The organism is Sandarakinorhabdus sp. FBCC-B8862, assembly GCF_059745315.1.
Genome location: NZ_CM185574.1, coordinates 353,120 through 372,502, shown reverse-complemented (window position 1 = coordinate 372,502; position 19,383 = coordinate 353,120). Strand labels below are relative to the sequence as shown.

The window sequence follows — 19,383 nt, the reverse complement described above, 5'->3', positions numbered from 1 at the left end:
GCCGCCCCGGCCGCTGTGGTTACGCGAACTGTGCCATGTAGCGCGTCAGGCCAGCGTCGAGATCGGCGATGAGATCGGCCGGATCCTCCAGCCCGATCGACAGCCGCACGATGGGGCCGGGCAGGGGTGTTTGGGTCGCGGTGCGGATGCGGTCCAGCTCCACCGGGAGCACCAGGGATTCATAGCCGCCCCAGGAGAAGCCGATACCGAAATGCTGCAGCCCGTCGATCAATGCGGCGGTGTGCGGCCGGCTGCCCTGTTTGAGCACGATGGCGAACAGGCCGGTGGCGCCGGAAAAATCCCGTTTGAACAGCGCATTGTCGGGGTGGGAGGGCAGGGCGGGGTGCCAGACCCGGTCCACGGCGGGGTGGCCTTCCAGCCAGCGCGCCACGGCCAGCGCCGAGGCTTCGTGCCGGTCCAGCCGCAGGGCGAGGGTGCGCAGGCCGCGCAGCGCCAGCGTGCAATCATCGGCGGACACGAAATGGCCCAGCCGGTAGGTCGCCGCCTTCAGCCGCGGCCACAGCGCAGCATTGGCGGTGGCGCTGCCCATCATCACATCGCTGTGCCCGCCGACATATTTGGTCAGCGCCTGGATGCTGATGTCCACCCCCAACGCCAATGGCTGCAGGCGCAGCGAGGTCGCCCAGGTGTTGTCGATCAACGTGGTGATGCCGCGCGCCCGTGCCACCTGGCTGATGGCCGGCAGATCCTGCACCTCGAAACTCAGGGAACCGGGCGATTCCAGCAGAATGGCACGCGTCTGTTCAGAAATGATCTCAGCGATGCCGGCCCCGCAGCGCGGATCGAAATAGCGGGTCGTGATACCCAGGGGGCTGAGCAGATGGTCGGCAAAGGTCCGGCTCGGCTCATAGGCGCTGTCGGTGATCAACAGCTCGTCGCCGGCCTTCAGGCAGGCGAGCAGGCTGGTGGTGATGGCAGCGACGCCCGATGGGAACAGCTTGGTGCCGGCCGCACCCGGCTCAAGCCCGGTCAGCGCGTCTTCCAGCGCCCAATGGCTCTGGGTGCCGCGCCGGCCGTAATAAAGCCCGGCATCGGGATCGCGGATGGCGCGGTCCAGATCAGCCAGATTCTCGAACAAGATGGTCGATGCCCGCGCCACCGGCACGTTGACCATGTCGACGGCATGGTCACGCCCGGCCTGGGCCAGCTGCGTGGCCGTGCCCAGCCCCGACAAGTCAGCGCGCGGCGGCCGGCGCTGCGTCACGCGCCCATCACGACCGGGTTGTGCGGGTTGGCGCCCCACTCGCTCCAGCTGCCGTCGTACACGGCCACATCGGTCTTGCCATTGAGCGCGGCGCCAAAGGCGAGCACCGGGGCGGTGATGCCCGAACCGCAGGTGGCCACCAGCGGCTTGCCCAGATCGATGCCGGCGGCATCAAACAGCGCCTTGATCTCGGCCGCGGCCTTGTAGGTGCCATCATCATTGAACAGCGCGGCATAGGGGATGTTCTTCGAGCCCGGGATATGGCCGGGGCGCACGCCGGGGCGCGGATCGGCTTCGGCGCCGGTGAAGCGCGCGGCGGAGCGGGCATCCACCACCTGCTCGGCCTTGGTGCGCAGATTGTCGGTCATCTGCGCGGCATCGCGCACCAGCTTCTTGTCGGCCCACACGGTGAAATGGCGGTGGCGCACGATCGGCTTGCCGCTTTCCACCGGCCGGCCTTCGGCCTGCCACTTGCCAAAGCCGCCATCCAGGATCGCCACCTCGTGCGCGCCAAACAGGTGCAGCATCCACCACACGCGCGCGGCCGAACGGATCGGGCTGTTGTCATACACTACGATGCGGCTGCCATCGCCCAAACCCAGCGCCTGGCAGCGCGAGGCGAATTTCTCGGCCGGCGGCAGCATGGTGGGCAGGGGGCTCGACGTGTCCGACACCTCCTCGATATCGAAGAACACCGCGCCCGGGATGTGCGCCGCTTCAAATTCGGCGCGGGCGTTGCGGCCATGGGCCGGCAGGAACATGGTGGCGTCGATGATCCGCAGATCAGACTTGCCCATCTCTGCGGCAAGCCATTCAGTGGACACCAGAAGGTTCATGCGGCTACTCCCAAGGGATGTTTTCAGGTTCGCTATAGGGGCGTGACATAATTGCGCAGGCAGCGCATGTCACCCCCAATGTCGGGCCCGGACACGGCTTTATTACAGCTTGGAGAGATTAAGTGGTCGACGTGTTGCATTTGGGCCAGACAAGCGCCCTGCCGGCCAGCCCGGAAGCGGCGGTGCTGGATTATCCGCCCAACCCGCGGCCCGGTGCGATGTTCCTGGTGCGCTTCACCTGTCCGGAGTTCACGTCGCTGTGCCCGGTCACCGGTGCGCCCGATTTCGCACATATCGTAATTGACTATGTGCCCGATCAAACCATCGTTGAATCAAAGGCCTTGAAGCTGTTCCTCGGATCGTTCCGCAATCATGCCGGCTTTCACGAGGATGTGACCGTGGGCATTGGCCAGCGGCTGGTGGCCGAAATGCAGCCCCGGTGGCTGCGCATCGGCGGCTATTGGTATCCGCGCGGCGGCATTCCGATCGATGTGTTCTGGCAATCAGGCCCGGTGCCCGATGGCCTGTGGCTGCCGGATCAGGGCGTGCCGACCTATCGCGGGCGCGGCTGACACGGGAAGAGGGGGGACCATCATGCTGATTCGCACCATCACCGCCGCGCTGTTGCTGGCTGGCAGTGCCGCCGCGCAAACCGCAGATCAGCGCCTGAAGGCAGTTTATGATGCCGAATGGCAATGGCGCTTGGCCCAGACCGGCCAGGTGCAGGATGGGCTGGACACGAGACAGGGCCCGCGCCTGCCCTGTGTGACGCCGGCCTGCCAGACGGAGCGGCTGCGTTATTGGCAGGGCGTGCTCGAACAGCTGGCCGCCATTCCCGATACCGATCTCTCAATGCCGGAGCGTTTGAACAAGGCCGTCCTGCAGGAGTCGCTGCGCGCCGAGGTGGTGGGCCTGAAGTGGCGCAATTATGAGATGCCGATCAACAGCGATGTGAACGTGTGGAATTATCTGCCGGCGCAGGCGCCGTTCCGCACCGCACAGGAATATCGCGACTATATCAGCCGCATGCGCGACATCCCGCGCTGGTTTGACGAGAATATCGCCAACATGCGCGCCGGCATGAAGCGCGGCTTCACCCCGCCGGCCATCACGCTGAAAGGCCGGGACCAGACGCTGGAAAAACAGATCAAGCCAGGCAGCGAAAGCCCATTCTATGCGCCGTTCGCGCTGATGCCGGCCACCATAACGGCTGCCGAACAGGCGCAGCTGCGTGCCGAGGCCCAGACGGTGATCGATGGCATCGTCAACCCGGCGCAGACGAAGATGCTGGCCTTCCTGCGCACGGACTATCTGCCCGGCACCCGCACCTCCACGGCGGCGCGCGATCTGCCCGATGGCACCGCCTGGTACCGCGATCAGGTGAAGGAATTCACCACCACTGATCTGACGCCCGAAGCCATCCACCAGATCGGCCTGAAGGAAGTCGCACGCATTGATGCCGATCTGCGCGCCGCCATGGTGCAATCGGGGTTCAAGGGCGAATACAAGGATTTCCTGGTCTTTCTTCGCACCGATCCGCAATTCTATGCCCGCACGCCCGATGAGCTGCTGGGCTTTTCCGCCTATGTCATCAAGCGGATGGACGGCAAGCTGAACCAGATTTTCACCACCCTGCCGCGCTATCGCTTCACCCTGCGCCCCGTGCCCGATGCCATCGCCCCCACCTACACCTCCGGGCGCGGCGGGCTCGATGCCTGTTACATGAACACCTATGATCTGAAATCGCGGCCGCTGTTCATGCTCACCGCGCTCACCCTGCATGAATGTGTGCCCGGCCACAGCCACCAGGGCGCCATGGCGCTGGAGGCGCCGGCGGCGCCGCCATTCCGCCGCCAGACCTATTTTTCCGGCTATGGCGAGGGCTGGGGGCTCTACACCGAGTTTCTGGGCAAGGAACTCGGCATGTACCGCAATGCCTATGAGGAGTTTGGCCGCGCCAGCTTTGAAAACTGGCGCGCCAGCCGGCTGGTGGTCGATACCGGCCTGCACCTGATGGGCTGGAGCCGGGATCAGGCCATCGCCTATCTCGAAGAGCATACCGCGCTCGCCCGCCACGATATCGAGATCGAGGTGGACCGCTACATCAGCTGGCCTGGCCAGGCGCTGGCCTACAAGCTGGGCGAGATGAGCATCCGCAAGCTGCGCGGCGAGGCGGAGGTGGCGCTGGGCAGCGGCTTTGACATCCGCCGCTTCCACGACACGCTGCTCGGCCTCGGCTCGGTGCCGCTGCCGGTGATGGAGGCGGAAATGCGCGCCTGGGTGGCGGCGGAGCGCAGCCGGGCCGGGCGCTGACGGCTCAGGGAATCCCCGTCAGCTTGTGCGTCTGCAGGCTCAGCCGCCATTGCGGGTGCGCCAGGCAATAGGCAATGGCGGCTTGGATGTTTTCGGCTTGGGCCGGGCCGTCCATCGGCTGCAGGAAGAAATGCTGGAATTCCAGATGCGCGAAGCGGTCGGGCATCGCCTTGGCCTGCGGAAACACCAGCTTCAACTCGCTGCCAGCGGTCAGCACCAGCGGCGCATCGGCCTTGGGCGACACGCAGATCCAGTCAATGCCGGGCGGCGGCACCTGCGTGCCATTCGTCTCGATGGCGATTTCGAACCCGCGCGCGTGCAGGGCTGCCACCAGCGGCGCATCCAGCTGCAACAGCGGTTCGCCGCCAGTGCACACGACCAGCCGGTGCTTCGTCGTTTCGCCCCAGCAGGCGGCCACGGCATCGGCCAGTGCCTCTGGCCCGGCAAATTTGCCGCCACCCGGCCCATCGGTGCCGACGAAATCCGTATCGCAGAATGTGCACACGGCCGCGGCGCGATCCTGTTCGCGGCCGGACCACAGGTTGCAGCCGGCAAAGCGCAGGAACACCGCCCGCCGGCCGGTTTGTGCGCCTTCGCCCTGCAGGGTGAGGAACAATTCCTTGACGGCGTACATCAGAGCGCCGGGTCCGCGATCCCGGCTTCGGCAAAGCCCTTGGCGCGCAGCCGGCAGCTGTCGCACAGGCCGCAGGGCCGGCCCTCCGGTGTCGGGTCATAGCAGGACCAGGTCAATTCGAGCGGCGCGCCGGCTGCCTGGCCGGCCGCGATGATCCCGGCCTTGTCCAGCGTCATCAGCGGGGTGTGGACGCGGAAGCGTTCACCCTCCACCCCGGCCTTGGTGGCGCTGTTGGCCATGGTTTCAAACGCCGCGATGAATTCGGGCCGGCAATCTGGATAGCCGGAATAATCCAGCGCGTTCACCCCGATGAACAGATCCCGCGCGCCGGCCGCTTCCGCCCAGCCCAGCGCGACCGACAGGAAGATGGTGTTGCGCGCCGGCACATAGGTGACCGGAATGCCGGGCTCGACGCCGCCCTTGGGCACATCGATATCGGCGGTGAGCGCCGATCCGCCAAAGCCGGTGAGATCCAGCGGCAACACGATATGCCGTTCGGCGCCCAGCGCCTTCGCCACCCGCGCGGCATGTTCCAGCTCGATGCGGTGGCGCTGGTTGTAATCAATGGTCAGCGCCAGGATGCGCCAGCCCTGCGCCCGCGCGATGGCCGCCACCGTGGTGGAATCGAGCCCGCCCGACAGCAGGACAACAGCCAGCTTGCCGCTCATGCCGCGATCCCGAACACCCGGCTGCAGAATTGGCAGTCGACGCTGATCAGACCCTTGTCGTCGCGCATCTCGGCGCGTTCGGCTTCGGGAAAGCGCATCAGCACGTCGCGGATATGCGCCGCCGAACAGCGGCAGCCCTTCACCGGGGTGGGGCCCGGCACCACGCGCACCTTTTCTTCGTGGAACAGCCGCCACAGCAACGCCTCGGCCGAAAGCTCGGCGTCGGTCAATTCTTCCACTGATGTGGTGGCGGCCAGCGCCTCGATATGGCTCCAGTCCGGATGCTGCTCGCCGGCATCCAGCCGCTCGCCGCCGATTTCGGCGCGGGCGAGATGCTGCACCATCAGGCCGCCGGCCAGCCAGCCGGTGGCCGCACTGCCGGCCACGCCGACGCGCATCAGGGTGGGCAATTGTTCGGATTGGCTGAACCAGGTCTCCAGCGCCTCACCCAGCGTCGCGCCTTCCAGCGGCACGATGCCCTGCCAGCGCTCGTCCGACACCGCCTGGTCAACCGTGATGGCCAGATAGCCACTGCCGAACAGATCGGGCAGGGTCATGGCTTCGGTTACAACGGCTTGCGGGTCATGTTTCAGATAGCCGCGCAGCTCGCCGGCCCGCCAGTCGCAGGCCAGCAGCTCGACAATTCCGCCCTTGGCCTGCGCCTGCAGCGTCACCTGGCCATCATCCTGTTTCATCGCCGCGCCCACCAGCGCGGTCAGCGTCAGGGCTTCGGCCAACAGGCGAATGAGCGGCTCCGGATAGGGATGGGCGGCCAGGATCGCGTTCAGCGTTGCATCCAGCCGCACCACCTGGCCGCGCGCGTTGCGCGCCGGCACCATGAAGCCCAGCGAACGATCGGCCGTGGGGGCAAGGCCTTCGGTCACCATCAGATGCGGCCCAGGCACCAGAGCAGGATGGCCTTCTGCACGTGCAGGCGGTTTTCCGCCTCGTCCCACACGGCAGAGGCTGGGCCGTCCATCACGCTGTCGGTCACCTCATCATTGCGGTGGGCGGGCAGGCAGTGGAGGAAGATCGCGCCGGGGGCAGCCTTGGCCATCAGCGCATCATTCACCTGGAACGGCTTGCAGGCAGCCATTTTTTCCTTCGTGTCGGCCTGGCCCATCGACACCCAGGTGTCGGTCACCACCACTTCGGCATCTTCCACCGCGGCTTGGGCATTGTGCACCAGATCGATGCAGCCGCCGCGCGCGCAGGCGGTGGCCATCACGCCCGAATCCGGCTCCAGCCCGTGCGGCACACCCACCTTCAGATCGAATTTCAACAGGCTGCTGGCCTCGATCAGCGAGTTGGTCATGTTGTTGCCGTCGCCAACATAGGCCCAGGTGGAGCCCGTCACCGGCCGGCCGGCGCGCTCTTCAAAGGTCATGATGTCGGCCATCACCTGGCAGGGGTGCGACAGATCGGTGAGGCCGTTGATCACCGGAATACCGGCATGTTCGGCCAGCTGCTCCAGCTTCTCGTGGCGGTTGGTGCGCAGCATCAGCGCATCGACCATGCGGCTCAGTACCTTCGCGGTGTCGGCGATGGTCTCGCCGCGGCCCAGCTGCATCTCGCCGGCGCTCGACACGATGGTGGTGGCGCCGAGCTGGCGGGCGGCCATGTCGAAGGAAAAGCGGGTGCGGGTGCTCGGCTTTTCAAAAATCATGCCCAGCACATGGCCGGCCAGCGGCGCATCGTCGTCCACCCGGCCCTTGGGCCAGCCAGCGCGCGCCGCCTTGCGGCGGTGGGCTTCATCCAAAATCGCCCGCAGGCCGGCGGGGGTGGCAGTGGCCAGATCGAGGAAATGGGGCATTTTGGTCATCCTCCCCAAACGCCTGGCGGATGGGGTCGGGGGTGGAAATGATCGGAGACGGGCCAGCTGCATCGGCCCACCCCCAACCCCTCCCGCAAGCGGGAGGGGAGCAGGTTCAGGCAGCGGCGGCCGTTTGATAGGTGCGCGCCGCTTCGGACAGGCGCTCCACGCATTCGCGGATCTGCTTCTCGCCAATGGTCAGCGGCGGCAGCAGGCGCACCACATTGTCACCGGCGGCCACGGCCAATATGCCATGGCTGCGGGCGTGGCCAACAAAGGCGCGGCTGTCGCTCTTCAGCTTCAGGCCAAGCATCAGGCCATGGCCCCGCACGCTTTCGAACAGCGTATCGTGATTGGGGATCATCTGCTCCAGCGCCTGGGTCAGCCGGGCGCCCATCTCGCGCACCTGCAGCAGAAAATCCGGTTCGGTCACGATATCGAGCACCGCTTCGCAGGCCGCCATCGCCAGCGGGTTGCCACCATAGGTGCTGCCATGGGTGCCAATCACCATGCCGACGGCAGCCTTTTCGGTGGCCAGGCAGGCGCCGACCGGGAAGCCGCCGCCAATGCCCTTGGCAATCGCCATGATGTCGGGCGTCACGCCATACATCTCGTGGGCAAACAGATGGCCGGTGCGGGCGACGCCACACTGCACCTCATCGAGGATCAGCAGCAGGCCATTCTTGTCGGCCAGCGCGCGCAGGCCCTGCAGAAATTCCGGGCTGGCCGGGCGGATGCCGCCTTCGCCCTGGATCGGCTCCACCATGAAGGCGCCCACCGTGTCGTCGATGGCGGCTTCGGCGGCGGCGAGATCATCGAACGGCACCACCTTGAACCAGTCCGGCAGCGGCTCGAAGCCCTTGCGCAGCTTTTCCTGATCGGTCGCCGAAATGGTCGCCAGCGTGCGGCCGTGGAAGGCGTTGGAGAAGGTGATGATGCGATGCTTGTGCGGGTTGCCGGTCGCATAATGATAGGCGAATGCGGTTTTCACCGAACATTCAATGGCTTCGGCGCCGGAGTTGGTAAAGAACACCGTGTCGGCAAAGGTCAGGTCCACCAGGCGCTGGGCCAGATGCTCCTGCGCCGGCGCCTTGTAGAGATTGGATGTGTGCATCAGCGTGGCGGCCTGTTTCTGGATCGCCTGCACCAGATGTGGGTGGCCATGGCCCAGGCAGTTGACGGCAATGCCGCTCGCCATGTCGAGCCACTCGCGCCCTTGCGCATCATAGAGATAACAGCCGTCGCCTCGCACCGGCGCGACCTCGCACCGGCCATACACAGGCATCAGCGGGCTGATCGTCATCGTCTTCGTTCCCGTACCGGGCGTCTGGATGCGGACGCCGAACACGCAATAACTGGCAACGCAAAAAGGCGGCCCAAACGGCAGCCGCCTTTGCCTTGCGCTATAGCGGCTTGGCAGGCCGCTCTCAACCCCCAACCATCAGACCAAAGCGCAGGGTGCGGCCCGGCAGCGGCAGCCCCAGCTGAGGCGTGATCAGGCCGTTGAAGATATTGTCGGCCGCCGCGGTGAGCGCGATCGGCGTCTTGCGGATATGGGCAACCGGCAGGCGGGCACGCAGGTTCACCTCTGTCCCCGGGGCGAGGCGGGCCAGCGTGCCATCGGGCGCCAGATCGCGCGCCGGGCCGGCGTGGCGGATTTCGGCGCGCACATCGAACGCGGACCGCGGTGCCCAATCCAGCGCCAGCATCACCTCCTGCGCCGGGCGCTGCACCAGCGGTTGGCCGAGGCTGTTGCTGGCATCCAGCGCGGTGCCGGTCAGTTCCAGGGTCAGATGCTCCTGCACCCGCCATTGCACGGCGGCATCGATGCCATAGCTGGTGGTGGCCACCTGGTTGAACCGCTGGCGCAGGCTGGTTGTGCCCACCCGCACGATGCGCTGGCCGATGGTGCCCAGCCCGCGCTGCCAGAAGGGATTGAGCGTGAGGGTGAGGGGGCCCGTCTGCCATTGCAGCTCGACATCGGTGAGCCAGACTTGCTCCGGCTTCAGATCGGGATTGGCCAGAAAGCGGCCGAGCGCCTCGCCAAACAATTCGCGTGCGGTGGGGAAGCGGTTGCGCCGCCCGGCAGAGGCCGTGATGGTCAGGCCAGCGGCCGGGTTGGTGCGCAGCGCCGCCGAAAAGGTGGCGGCGCCATTGACCGGCTGGGCCGGCTTGTCACCGGTGCGCGGGTTGGCGCTGCGGTCATAGCCCAGGCCCAGCGTGAGCGCGGTGGCGGCGGCCAGCGGCACATCGGCTTCCACCCCGCCTGACAGCAGGGTCTGGCGGTAGAGCAGGGGCGGCGGCACCGTGCCGGGCGGGAACGCCACGTCGATCTGCTGGTGATCGGCGGTCTGGCCTGAAAGGCTCCAGCGCAAGGTGGCGGGGCCGGCCGGGTGCACCAGCGTCAGTCGCGCACCCAGCGTGTCGTCATCATTGCCCTCACGGGCGCGCAGGGCTGTGTAGCTGACGTCGCGATAGGATTCGATGGTCTGCCCAAACCATTGCCGCCAGATGGTGGCGCGCGCGGTGGCATCGCCCAGCGCCAGTTGCAGCGCCACCTGCGCCTGGGTCAGGCTCCAATCCGGATAGCGCCAATAGCGCGGCGCGGTCACCGCCGGGTTGCGATCGGATTCAGGCGCAATGCCGCGATGGGCATCGATGTGCAGCAGGCTGGCGCGCCAATCGAGCACCCCGGCCGTGCCGCCGATGCCGGCAAACATGCTGGTGGCGTTGATATCGCTATTGGTGCGCCGATCTGATGGCGCCTGGCTGAAGGGCAGGGCCGATTGCCGGGCCACCACGGCCGATCCTTGCGCCTGGTGCGCCGCCCCGATGGTCAAGTTCAGCCCGCCCAACGCCACCACGCCGGCGGCCGACAGGTTGCGGATGCCAAAGCTGCCAGCCTGGGCCTGGCCCACCGCGCCATCGTCCCGCGTGTTCAGGTCGAGCACGCCGGCCACCGCATTGGCGCCATATTCGATGGCCCCGGCGCCCTTGCGCACCGTCAGCCGGCCGATCAGCCCGGCCGGCACAAGCCCGATATCCACCCGGCCATCCCACGGCACCGCCAGCGGCGCGCCGTCCAGAAACACCTGGGTCTGCCGTTCCTCGCTGCCGCGCACCCGCACAACGCTTTCGCCGCGCGAATTGGGCCGGATCGACACGCCGGGCAGGCCCTTCAGCGCATCGGCGATGCTGCGCGGCTGCCGGTCGAGCAGGGCATCGTCGCCCAGCGCAACGCCAGGGCTGAACACGCGGCCGGGCGTGGCCGGGGCCGTGACGGTGATCAGCGCATCAGCCGGGCCGGCCGGCGCTGCCATGGCGGGCAGGGCGCAGCCGGCCAGCATGGCGGCAACAAGCGGGCGTTGCATCAGTCCACTTCATCCTTGCGCAGCAGCGCGTCCCAATTGCCCCAGAAACGGGTGCCAACGAGCCGTTCGGCAATCATTTCCAGCTTGCCGCCGGTCGGCTCCAGTTCAACCTCCACCTCGGCCAGATCAATGGGTTGCATCCCAAGCTTGCCAAGCTGGCCGTTGAGTGCGGCGGCCTTGCTGGTCTTGAGCGCAGCAAAGGCGTCCTCCACCTCCTTCAGCTCCTTTTCCAGCGCATCAACGCGGGCAACAGCATAGGCCGGCGGCCGGCCTTCGGTGCTGATGATCTGGCCATAGGCGCTGTCCATGTTTTCGCGCAGCCGCTCCTCGCCGGTGATGGCGCCGCCTTCGGTGGTGGCCACCACTTGGCGGCGCAGGGCATCGGCCTTGCCGGCCAGCTCCAGCGCCGCCTTCTTCGCCGCTGCAGTGGCCTTGACATCGGCGGCCGCCTGTTCGGCACCCTGCTTCATGGCCACCAGGCCAAAGGTCAGCCCGGTCATGCGGCGGAACAGCGTCTTCACCCGCTCGGCCGCATCAAATTGCGCCTTGCGGTCATCCAGGGTGAAGCTGGCGCGGGCATCGGTGGTGATGGTCAGCGGCGCTTCCGTCACCTGGCCGGCCTTGGTCAGCCGCACCGTATAGGCGCCGGGCAGCACGCGCTGGCCCACGATGCTGTTGCCGGCGATGCTGGCGGCCGGCGGCACCACCGGCGGCTTGGTCCGCATCGACCATTCCACCCGGTTCAGCCCCTTGCGCTTCGATGTCGGCAGTTCTTCCACCACCTGGCCATCGGGCCCGATGATTTCCAGCTTCATGCGGCCGATGACGTGGCGCGCCTTCTGGTAATAGGTGATCACCGCCCCGTCAGACGGGTTCTGGCCGACATACATGGCATCACCGGCGCTCCAGCCGCCATTGCCCTGGATGCGCTGCTCCACCGGCCCGCTGGGGATCAGCACGGCATTGGCGGCCAGCGTTTCGGGCTTCAGCGCGCGCAGCGGCGACACATCATCGATCACCCACATGCCGCGGCCGTGGGTGGCCAGCACCAGATCATCGCCCTTCTTCGATTGGGCAATGTCGCGCACCGCCACCGCCGGGAAATTGCCGGGGCGGAATTCTTCCCAGGTCGCGCCGGTGTCGCGGCTGATGAACAGGCCGAATTCGGTGCCCAGATAAAGGATGTTGGGCGAAACCCGGTCTTCCTTCACGACATGGGCATAGCCGCGCACTGCCGCCGTCGCCGGCCCTGCGATGCGTGTGAAGCTCTTGCCGCCATCGCGGGTCACAAACACATGCGGCGCGAAATCGCCCCACATGTGCCGGTCCACCGTCACATAGGCGGTGTTGGCATCATGCTGGCTTGCCTCCACCCAGCTGATCCAGTTTTCCGGGCCGAGCTTCAGCGCCTTGGTCACATTGGTCCAGCTGGTGCCGCCATTGGTGGTCACCTGCACATTGCCATCATCGGTGCCGACCCAGATGGTGCCGGCGGCCTTCGGGCTCTCGCTGATCGAATAGATGGTGGTGTGCATTTCGGCGGAGCTGTTGTCCACCGTGATGCCGCCCGATTTTTCTTGTTGCTGTTTCAGCGGGTTGTTGGTGGTCAGATCCGGCGAGATGCGTTCCCACGTCGTGCCATGGTCGCGCGTGCGGTGCAGATACTGGCTGCCCATATAGAGCACCGACTTGTCGTGCGGGCTCAGCGCCAGCGGCGTGTTCCAGTTCCAGCGCAGCTTTTCCTTGTAACCCGGCTTGGGCTGGATGGCCTTCTGTTCCAGCGTCTTGCGGTTGATCCAGGCGATGTTGCCGCCCTGATATTCGGCGTAGACATGATCGGGGCTGGCGGGGTCGGGCAGCACCCAGAACCCATCGCCGCCATAGAGATTTTCCCAGCGGCTGTTGGTGATGCCGCCCGGATACTCGCTGTCGCCCACCCAGCTCGAATTGTCCTGCAGGCCGCCATAAACCTGATAGGGGTCCTTGTCGTCGATGGCGACATGATAGAATTGGCTGATCGGCAGGTTCATGCCGTGCCACCATTTCGAACCGCCGTCATAGCTGATCCACAGGCCGCCATCATCGGCGCCGATCAGGTGGCTGGGGTTCTTGGGGTTCACCCACACATCGTGCCAGTCGGCATGGCTGCCGCCGGCGGTGTCGGTGAAGCTCTTGCCGGCATTGTCCGACACGATCACGCGCAGGTTCATCTTGAACAGGCGATCCGCGTTGGTCGGGTCCACCACCAGCTTCTGGAAATAGAAGGGGCGCCAGACCATGTTGCGGCTGCGGTCACGCTCTTCCCAGGTCTTGCCGCCATCCTCCGACACATAAAGCGCGGTCTTGGCATGCTCGATCACGGCATAGACACGCTCCGGCTTGGACGGCGCATGCACCACCTCGATGCGGCCCCACGGGCCCTTGGGCAGGCCCTTGGCGCTGGTCGCATCCAGATTTGCCCACGTCTTGCCGCCGTCGTTCGAGACCAGCATGGCACTGCCCGACGGTGCATCCGGGCCATCGCCGCCCGACCGGAAGGTCCAGCCCTTGCGGCGGAAATCCCACAGGCCAGCAAGGATGCGGTCCGGGTTCGACGGGTCCAGGCTTACGCCCGAACAGCCGGTCGAAAGATTGGCGCCCTTCAGGATCTGCACCCAGGTCTTGCCGCCATCGCTGGTCTTGTAGAGCCCGCGGTCGGCGCTGTCGCTCCACAGCGGGCCGGGGGCGCAGGCATAGACGATGTCGCTGTTGGTCGGGTGCACGACGATCTTGGTGATGCGCTCCACATTGGGCAGGCCCATCAGGGTCCAGTTGTCACCACCGTCGGTGGATTTGTAGATGCCGTTGCCCACCGACACGCTGTTGCGGGTCCAGGCTTCGCCGGTGCCCACCCACACGATGCGCTTGTTCGAAGGGTCCAGCGCAATGGCGCCGATCGATTGCACCGGCTGCCGGTCAAACTTCGGCGTGAAGCTGGTGCCGCCGTCTTCGGATTTCCACACGCCGCCGCTGGCGGCGCCAACAAAGATCGTCAGCTTGCCATCATCCTCGGCCCGGGCAGCGATGGCGGCGATGCGGCCCGACATTTCGGCCGAACCGATGTTGCGGATGCCCAAGCCCGAAATGCCGGCGCTGGGTGTGTCGGCGGCCAGCACCGGGCTGGCAACAGCAAGCGCCAGCGCAGAGCCGGCGAGAAGCGCGAAACGCGTCATGGTCATGTTCCCCCAAATCCCCTGGTTCACTTGCCCGGCTGCGCGAACAGCGTGGCCGGTGCGGCTTCGTTGGCCGCGGCCTTGGTGATGATGGTGCGCTGGCGCTGGCTCGATCCTTGCGGCCCGCTTTCCACCGACATCGGGAACATCACGCCGTTCACCGCCTCATAATCGCCCAGTTCGGTCTCGTTCACCTGCACCGCGCCGCGGATCTTGCGGGTTTCGATGACCTTCACTTCCAGCATCGAATCAGGATCGATCAGATAGACGAACTCGTCGCCATCCTTCTGGGTCACCTTCAGCTTGTAACAATCAGTGCCATCGAAATCCTCGCGGCCCAGATAGGTGACGGTGGCGCCATCGGCCCTGGCGCTGAGCAACACGCCGGGGATGGAGGCGGCATCCGCCAGGCTGCGCGCCTCGTCGTCGCCCATCTTCTCGGCATCCTTGCGGCCTTCAAACGGGTTGATGCGCCAGCCGCCGCCCTTGCCGTCAAAAGCCTGCACCAGGGTCAGGCCCTGCAGCGCCGCTTCCACGCGCACCGCGCCGCCCGACCGCACTTCGTGATAGGTCAGCTCAAAGCCGCCGGGGAAGATCAGCTTGCCGTCCAGCGTCAGGCTGTTCAGTGCCGCCATTGCCGCATGACCGCCGCGCGCCGCCAGATTTTTCTGCACAAGATCATCGGCGGTGGGCTGGGCCACCGGTTGGGCATGGGCGCCATGGGCCAGCATCAGCGCCAGCAGCGCTGCATGTGAAAGTCGCATAAATCCCCCGGACAAGGTTTGCGGTTATGGCCAGAGGCTGACTCAGCTCAGGTGTATTGTCAATGCAATACTCTTGTGCATTGCGAAAAAGCCGGCCAAACACAGCGGCATGGCACACCAGGATGTCCTCGATTGGCTAGCGGCGCATGCGCCCGACGTGTCGGTGATCATCCCCGGCGCCTCTACTGCCACCGTGCTCGAAGCCGCAGCCGCGCTGGGCGTCGAGCCCGCGCGCATCGCCAAGTCGCTGGCCATGCGGGTGAATGGCGAGGCGCTTCTGCTCGTCACCAGCGGCACCGCCCGGCTCGACAACGCCAAGTGCCGCGCCGCGCTGGGCGGCAAGCCGCGCATGCTGGATGCAGAGGAAACCCTGGCGCTGACCGGCCATGCCGTCGGCGGCGTCTGCCCCTTCGGCCTCAAGACCCCGCTGCCGGTGTGGCTGGATGTGTCGCTGAAGTCCTTCGACACCGTGTTCCCTGCGGCCGGCAGCCGCGAAAGCTCGGTCGAAATCGCACCGCAGCGCCTGGCCGATCTGCTGGCCAACGGCTGGGTCGATGCCTGCAAACTGCCGGATCAGCCGGTATAGGGCCGCACCAGCGCCGCCACATCCACCCGCGCCTTCAGGCGGGCAGCGAGCAGATACATGCCGGCGATCTTGCGCTGGATGAACAGCACATCGGGCGGCGGCGCGGTGAAATGGTCGCGCTGGCCGATCAGCGTCTGCGATTGGTCCTTCAGATTGCTGGCCAGCCCACCGGCGCCGAAATCGAACGGCCCATCCAGCCGCAGCGGCGCAAAGCCATCGCGGGCCATCGCCAAGATCGTCTCCTGCATGGCGGCCGGGGCGGCGGGCGGCAAGATGCCGATATCGGCCATCGCCCGCAGCAGCGCCGCATCATCACCAGCCAGGCCCGATGCCAACAACGCGCGATAACCATCGCTGATGCGATCGGGCACCACCCGCGCCGCGCCGAAGTCCAGCAGCACCAGCCGGCCGCTGTTGAGGTCATAGCGGTAATTGGCGAAATTCGGGTCGGTCTGCATCAGCCGCCAATCGAACAACTCCGCCATCAAGATGCGCAGCATCAGCGTCATCAGCCGGTCACGCTCGGTCTGGGGCAGAGCGGCGGCCTTGTCGATGGCAACCCCCTTGACATGGCCCATGGCCAATATCGTCGGGCGCGACAGATCGGCGGCCAGCGCCGGCACCACCACATCGGGCCAATCCGCCGCCAGTTGGCCAAAGCGCGCCAGCATCGCGCCCTCGCGGGCGTAATCGGCCTCCTCGTGCAGCTGGCGCTTGGCCTCTTCCAGCAGTGGATCCAGCGCAAAGCCGGCCGGCAGCAGGCCCGAAAGCTTCACCAGCGTCGCCACATTGTCGACATCTGCGTCAATGCTGGCCGCAACGCCCGGATATTGCACCTTGATCGCCAGATCGCGGCCATCCAGCGCCACCGCCCGGTGCACCTGGCCGATGGAGGCTGCGGCAATCGGCGTGCGGTCAAAGCGCTGGAACTGGCCTTCCCAGCCCGGCCCCCAGCCGGCCTCCAGCGCGGCGTTCAGCTGCTTTTCCGGCATCGGATCGGCCTCGGCCCGCAGGCGCGCCAATATGTCGGCCAGTTCGCGCGGCAGCACCTCGCCGCCATCCATGCTGATCAACTGGCCCAGCTTCATCGCCGCACCGCGCAGCCGCGCCAGCTCATCGGCGAGCCGTTTGGCATTGGCGGGGGTGAGCAGCAGGCTGGGCAGATCGGGCTTTTGCCCTTTCAGCATCTCGCGCGCGCCGCCGCCGATCACATTGCCGGCAATGCCGCCGGCCAACCGGCCAAATCCGGCGAGCCGTGACAGACGGGAGGAGGGGACAGTGCGGGGGCGGGCCGGGAGCATGGCCAAGCCCTTGCCGGCAAAGGCCCGGCCCCGCCAGTGCGGGTGATTGCCGCGCTGGGAAAAACGCCCGGCGTCAGGCCGCCAGCCCGAACGCCTGTTCCAGCACCACCAGTTCTTCCTCCAGCAGGTCGGCCAGCCCCTGCACCTCGGGCAGGATATTGGCCCCGGCGATCAGGCCGAAATCCAGCTGGTCGCGATAGCCCTGCACGGTGATGTTCAGCGCCATGCCGTGGGTGACGATGGAAACCGGATAAAGATGCAGCAGCTCGGCCCCGGCGGCATAAAGCGTCATGCGCGGGCCAGGCACGTTTGAAATGCACACATTTGTGGCCGGCGGCAGCACGTCCGCCAGGCCCGACCGGGAATAAAGCAGCGCCAGCAGCTGCGCCGCCACCGGCAGGCCAAGCGCCGAGGCATTGGTCATCAGCGGCACAAAGGCCTTGAACGGGTTGACCATTTCCTTGGCCTTGCCGCTTTCGGCCACGATGGTTTCCAGCCGCTGCTTGGGATCATCGATGTTGGTCGCCAGCGGGCAGATCATTGCGAACACCTGGTTGTTGGCATTGGCATTGCCTTCATCGCGCAGCGAGATCGGCACGCCTGCGGTCAACGGCTTGTCGGGCACGCCGCCCGTGTCGCGCAGATAGCGCCGCAGGATGCCGGCCGAAATCGCCATCACCGCATCGTTCAGCGACCCGCCGGCGGCCTTGCCCACCGCCTTCACCCGCGGCAGCGACAGGGTGATGCTGCCAAAGGCGCGTTCCGAACTGATCGATTTGTTGAGCGCGGTCTTGGGCGCCACCAGATTCTGCAGATCCGACAGTCGCGCCGGATCGATGAAGCTGGCCATGGAGCGGGTGGCCGCCCCCGCCATCGCCGGCAGCGCGGCAGCGAATTTCACGCCCATCTCCACCTGGCCGGCCATGTGATCGAGCAGCACCGATCCCAGATCGGTCTTGCCGGTGCGCGGCAGCTTGAAATCCACCGCTTCGGGCGAAAACGGCGCCTGCCAGAAACGCAGATAGGATTGCATGGCATTGCTGGCGGTTTCGGCCAAACCCGGCTTGTCCTCAGCCTCCGCCGGTTCCGCCGCCGGCGCGCGCACCCGTGGCCCCGCATTGGGCACCACGTCATAGATGATCTTGGTCAGCGCCACGCCGGCACCGCCATCGATCAGCGCATGATGGATCTTCACATACAGGCCAACCTGGTTGCCCGGCATGTTTTCAAACACATAAAATTCCCACAGCGGCCGGGCGCGGTTCAGCAGTTTGGCATGCATCCAGCCCACGGTGCGGCGGAGCGCGGCCATGTCGCTCGGCGCTGCCAGGCTGGCGCGGAAAATCTGGCGGTTGATGTCGAACTGCTCATCTTCCACCCAGCTCGGATGGTCCATGTCCAGTGCGGTCCGCGCCAGCTTGCGCTTCAGCATCGGCGCATCGGCCAGCCGGTCGGCAATCTGCGCCTTGAACGCCTCGAAGAAATCGCCCTCATAGCCATCGGGCAGCTGGAACATGGAAAGCGAGCCGACATGCATCGGCATTTCCGGCGTTTCCATATAAAGAAACCCGGCATCCAGCGTCGACAATTTCACGGCATCAGCCATTGGCCCATTCCCCTCGATCCCCTGGGGGACAGAGTGATGGCCAGCGGCTGCGAAAGTCAATCGGCGTATGCGAAGGCGAACGGCCCATTGCGGCGGAAGGGGGTGAAACTGCCTTCCGGCTGCGCCAGCCGATCGGCCACCGCCCACAGCGCCGCCGGGTTGACACCGATGCCAAGATGGCTGGCCAGATGCACCTCGATATTCTCGGCATTGGGCGCCGGCTTCGCGATGCAGGTGCGCCAGTTCACCACGCCATCAAGCCTGGTGTAGATCGACGAATTGGGCACCGGCAGATCGCCGGCCAGCAGCGTCAGATCATTGGGATCGGGATCGCCTTCCTTCGACATATATTCATAGAGGCGCCTGGCGTTGGTGGCGTTGATGTCGCCGGAAAACGGGCTGCCCAGCGTGATCACGCAGCGCACCGAATCCGGCACGGTCAGCGCCAGATAGCGCGAAAACACCCCACCCAGGCTCCAACCGACCAGCGAGACCTTGCGCCCGGTTTCGGCATGAAGTTCCACCAGCTGCTGGCGCATCACGTCGCGCATCTTGTAAAAGCGGCCCAGGTTGCGGCCATTGCCCCACGGCCGGGCATCATGGCCCAGATCGCTGAGATATTTGCGCAAGGGCGCGGTGGAGGTGTCGCTCGCCATGAAACCGGGCAGCACCAGCACCGGGTGGCCATCGCCCTTGGGCGCGGTCATCATCAGCGGCCGTGTGGCAACGGCGGCGGCCAGCTCCATCAGGCCGCGGCCTTCCGACAGGGTGAGCAGCATGGACGGGGCCCGCAAACGCGGCGCTTCGGCGGTGGCGGTGGACATGCGGTGCAGCCTTTCTGGCAGCCTTTAAGGCGACAAGCTCTGCACCCGCCAGCCCGGCAACGCAACTCACCATCGCGTCATCCGGCCTGCACCGCCGGGGCCGCGCCCGCTGCGGCCTTGCGCCGGGCCGCATCATGGGCAATCCCTGTGGCAGCAACATCGGCGGACAAACGCTGAATCGGATGGGCTTGGGGATGACATATTTCAACCACATGATCATCGCGGCACCA

The 19,383-nt window shown here is 66.2% G+C and carries 16 protein-coding genes; 3 read left to right on the top strand and 13 right to left on the bottom strand.

Going from position 1 to position 19,383, the window contains the following annotated elements; all coding sequences use genetic code 11:
- Positions 1 to 19: 19 nt before the first annotated feature.
- Complete coding sequence (metC, locus tag AC6BOR_RS01825; RefSeq protein WP_498059526.1) at positions 20 to 1,225, bottom strand: cystathionine beta-lyase; 1,206 nt, start codon at positions 1,223 to 1,225, stop codon at positions 20 to 22.
- On the bottom strand, positions 1,222 to 2,061 hold the full coding sequence (sseA, locus tag AC6BOR_RS01820) for a 3-mercaptopyruvate sulfurtransferase (RefSeq protein ID WP_498059525.1): 840 nt from the start codon (positions 2,059 to 2,061) through the stop codon (positions 1,222 to 1,224). Before sseA ends, metC begins: the two co-directional genes overlap by 4 nt.
- A 122-nt stretch (positions 2,062 to 2,183) precedes the next feature.
- On the opposite strand from sseA, the gene queF reads away from it, so the two are divergent.
- Both queF and AC6BOR_RS01810 read left to right on the top strand, forming a co-directional pair.
- Entirely contained in the window at positions 2,184 to 2,633 is a 450-nt protein-coding gene (gene queF / locus AC6BOR_RS01815; protein ID WP_086116347.1) for a preQ(1) synthase, read from the top strand.
- Between the two features lie 22 nt (positions 2,634 to 2,655).
- Positions 2,656 to 4,374, top strand: a complete 1,719-nt coding sequence (locus tag AC6BOR_RS01810) for a DUF885 domain-containing protein (protein WP_498059524.1) — start codon at positions 2,656 to 2,658, stop codon at positions 4,372 to 4,374.
- A gap of 4 nt (positions 4,375 to 4,378) precedes the next feature.
- On the opposite strand, the gene queE is transcribed toward AC6BOR_RS01810, so the two are convergent.
- The 8 genes from queE to AC6BOR_RS01770 all read right to left on the bottom strand — a co-directional run bounded on the left by queE (position 4,379) and on the right by AC6BOR_RS01770 (position 14,836).
- Positions 4,379 to 5,011, bottom strand: coding sequence for a 7-carboxy-7-deazaguanine synthase (gene queE / locus AC6BOR_RS01805; RefSeq protein ID WP_498060686.1), 633 nt, complete (start codon positions 5,009 to 5,011; stop codon positions 4,379 to 4,381).
- Positions 5,008 to 5,676 carry a 7-cyano-7-deazaguanine synthase QueC gene (gene queC, locus AC6BOR_RS01800; RefSeq protein ID WP_498059523.1) on the bottom strand — a complete coding sequence of 223 codons (669 nt, stop codon included), beginning with the start codon at positions 5,674 to 5,676 and terminating at the stop codon, positions 5,008 to 5,010. Before queC ends, queE begins: the two co-directional genes overlap by 4 nt.
- Positions 5,673 to 6,581: an Hsp33 family molecular chaperone HslO gene (hslO, locus tag AC6BOR_RS01795; RefSeq protein ID WP_498059522.1), complete on the bottom strand. Its 909-nt coding sequence runs from the start codon at positions 6,579 to 6,581 to the stop codon at positions 5,673 to 5,675. The genes queC and hslO overlap by 4 nt, the downstream gene beginning before the upstream one ends.
- Positions 6,563 to 7,489 (bottom strand): ornithine carbamoyltransferase, encoded by a 927-nt coding sequence (argF, locus tag AC6BOR_RS01790; RefSeq protein ID WP_498060685.1) that lies wholly within the window; start codon positions 7,487 to 7,489, stop codon positions 6,563 to 6,565. The genes hslO and argF overlap by 19 nt, the downstream gene beginning before the upstream one ends.
- A 115-nt stretch (positions 7,490 to 7,604) precedes the next feature.
- Entirely contained in the window at positions 7,605 to 8,792 is a 1,188-nt protein-coding gene (locus AC6BOR_RS01785; protein WP_498059521.1) for an aspartate aminotransferase family protein, read from the bottom strand.
- Positions 8,793 to 8,916: 124 nt separating this feature from the next.
- Positions 8,917 to 10,860, bottom strand: coding sequence for a TonB-dependent receptor plug domain-containing protein (locus AC6BOR_RS01780; RefSeq protein ID WP_498059520.1), 1,944 nt, complete (start codon positions 10,858 to 10,860; stop codon positions 8,917 to 8,919).
- Positions 10,860 to 14,072, bottom strand: a complete 3,213-nt coding sequence (locus AC6BOR_RS01775; RefSeq protein WP_498059519.1) for a WD40/YVTN/BNR-like repeat-containing protein — start codon at positions 14,070 to 14,072, stop codon at positions 10,860 to 10,862. Before AC6BOR_RS01775 ends, AC6BOR_RS01780 begins: the two co-directional genes overlap by 1 nt.
- 26 nt (positions 14,073 to 14,098) lie before the next feature.
- On the bottom strand, positions 14,099 to 14,836 hold the full coding sequence (locus tag AC6BOR_RS01770; protein ID WP_498059518.1) for a hypothetical protein: 738 nt from the start codon (positions 14,834 to 14,836) through the stop codon (positions 14,099 to 14,101).
- Positions 14,837 to 14,945: 109 nt separating this feature from the next.
- On the opposite strand from AC6BOR_RS01770, the gene AC6BOR_RS01765 reads away from it, so the two are divergent.
- Positions 14,946 to 15,422, top strand: coding sequence for a YbaK/EbsC family protein (locus tag AC6BOR_RS01765; RefSeq protein ID WP_498059517.1), 477 nt, complete (start codon positions 14,946 to 14,948; stop codon positions 15,420 to 15,422).
- Here AC6BOR_RS01765 and AC6BOR_RS01760 read toward each other — a convergent pair.
- The 3 genes from AC6BOR_RS01760 to AC6BOR_RS01750 all read right to left on the bottom strand — a co-directional run bounded on the left by AC6BOR_RS01760 (position 15,410) and on the right by AC6BOR_RS01750 (position 19,153).
- Positions 15,410 to 16,723 (bottom strand): ABC1 kinase family protein, encoded by a 1,314-nt coding sequence (locus tag AC6BOR_RS01760; RefSeq protein WP_498059516.1) that lies wholly within the window; start codon positions 16,721 to 16,723, stop codon positions 15,410 to 15,412. The two genes, AC6BOR_RS01765 and AC6BOR_RS01760, sit on opposite strands and share 13 nt — an antisense overlap.
- A gap of 73 nt (positions 16,724 to 16,796) precedes the next feature.
- On the bottom strand, positions 16,797 to 18,329 hold the full coding sequence (locus AC6BOR_RS01755; protein ID WP_498059515.1) for a wax ester/triacylglycerol synthase family O-acyltransferase: 1,533 nt from the start codon (positions 18,327 to 18,329) through the stop codon (positions 16,797 to 16,799).
- Between the two features lie 56 nt (positions 18,330 to 18,385).
- Complete coding sequence (locus AC6BOR_RS01750) at positions 18,386 to 19,153, bottom strand: esterase/lipase family protein (RefSeq protein WP_498059514.1); 768 nt, start codon at positions 19,151 to 19,153, stop codon at positions 18,386 to 18,388.
- Positions 19,154 to 19,383 lie beyond the last annotated feature (230 nt).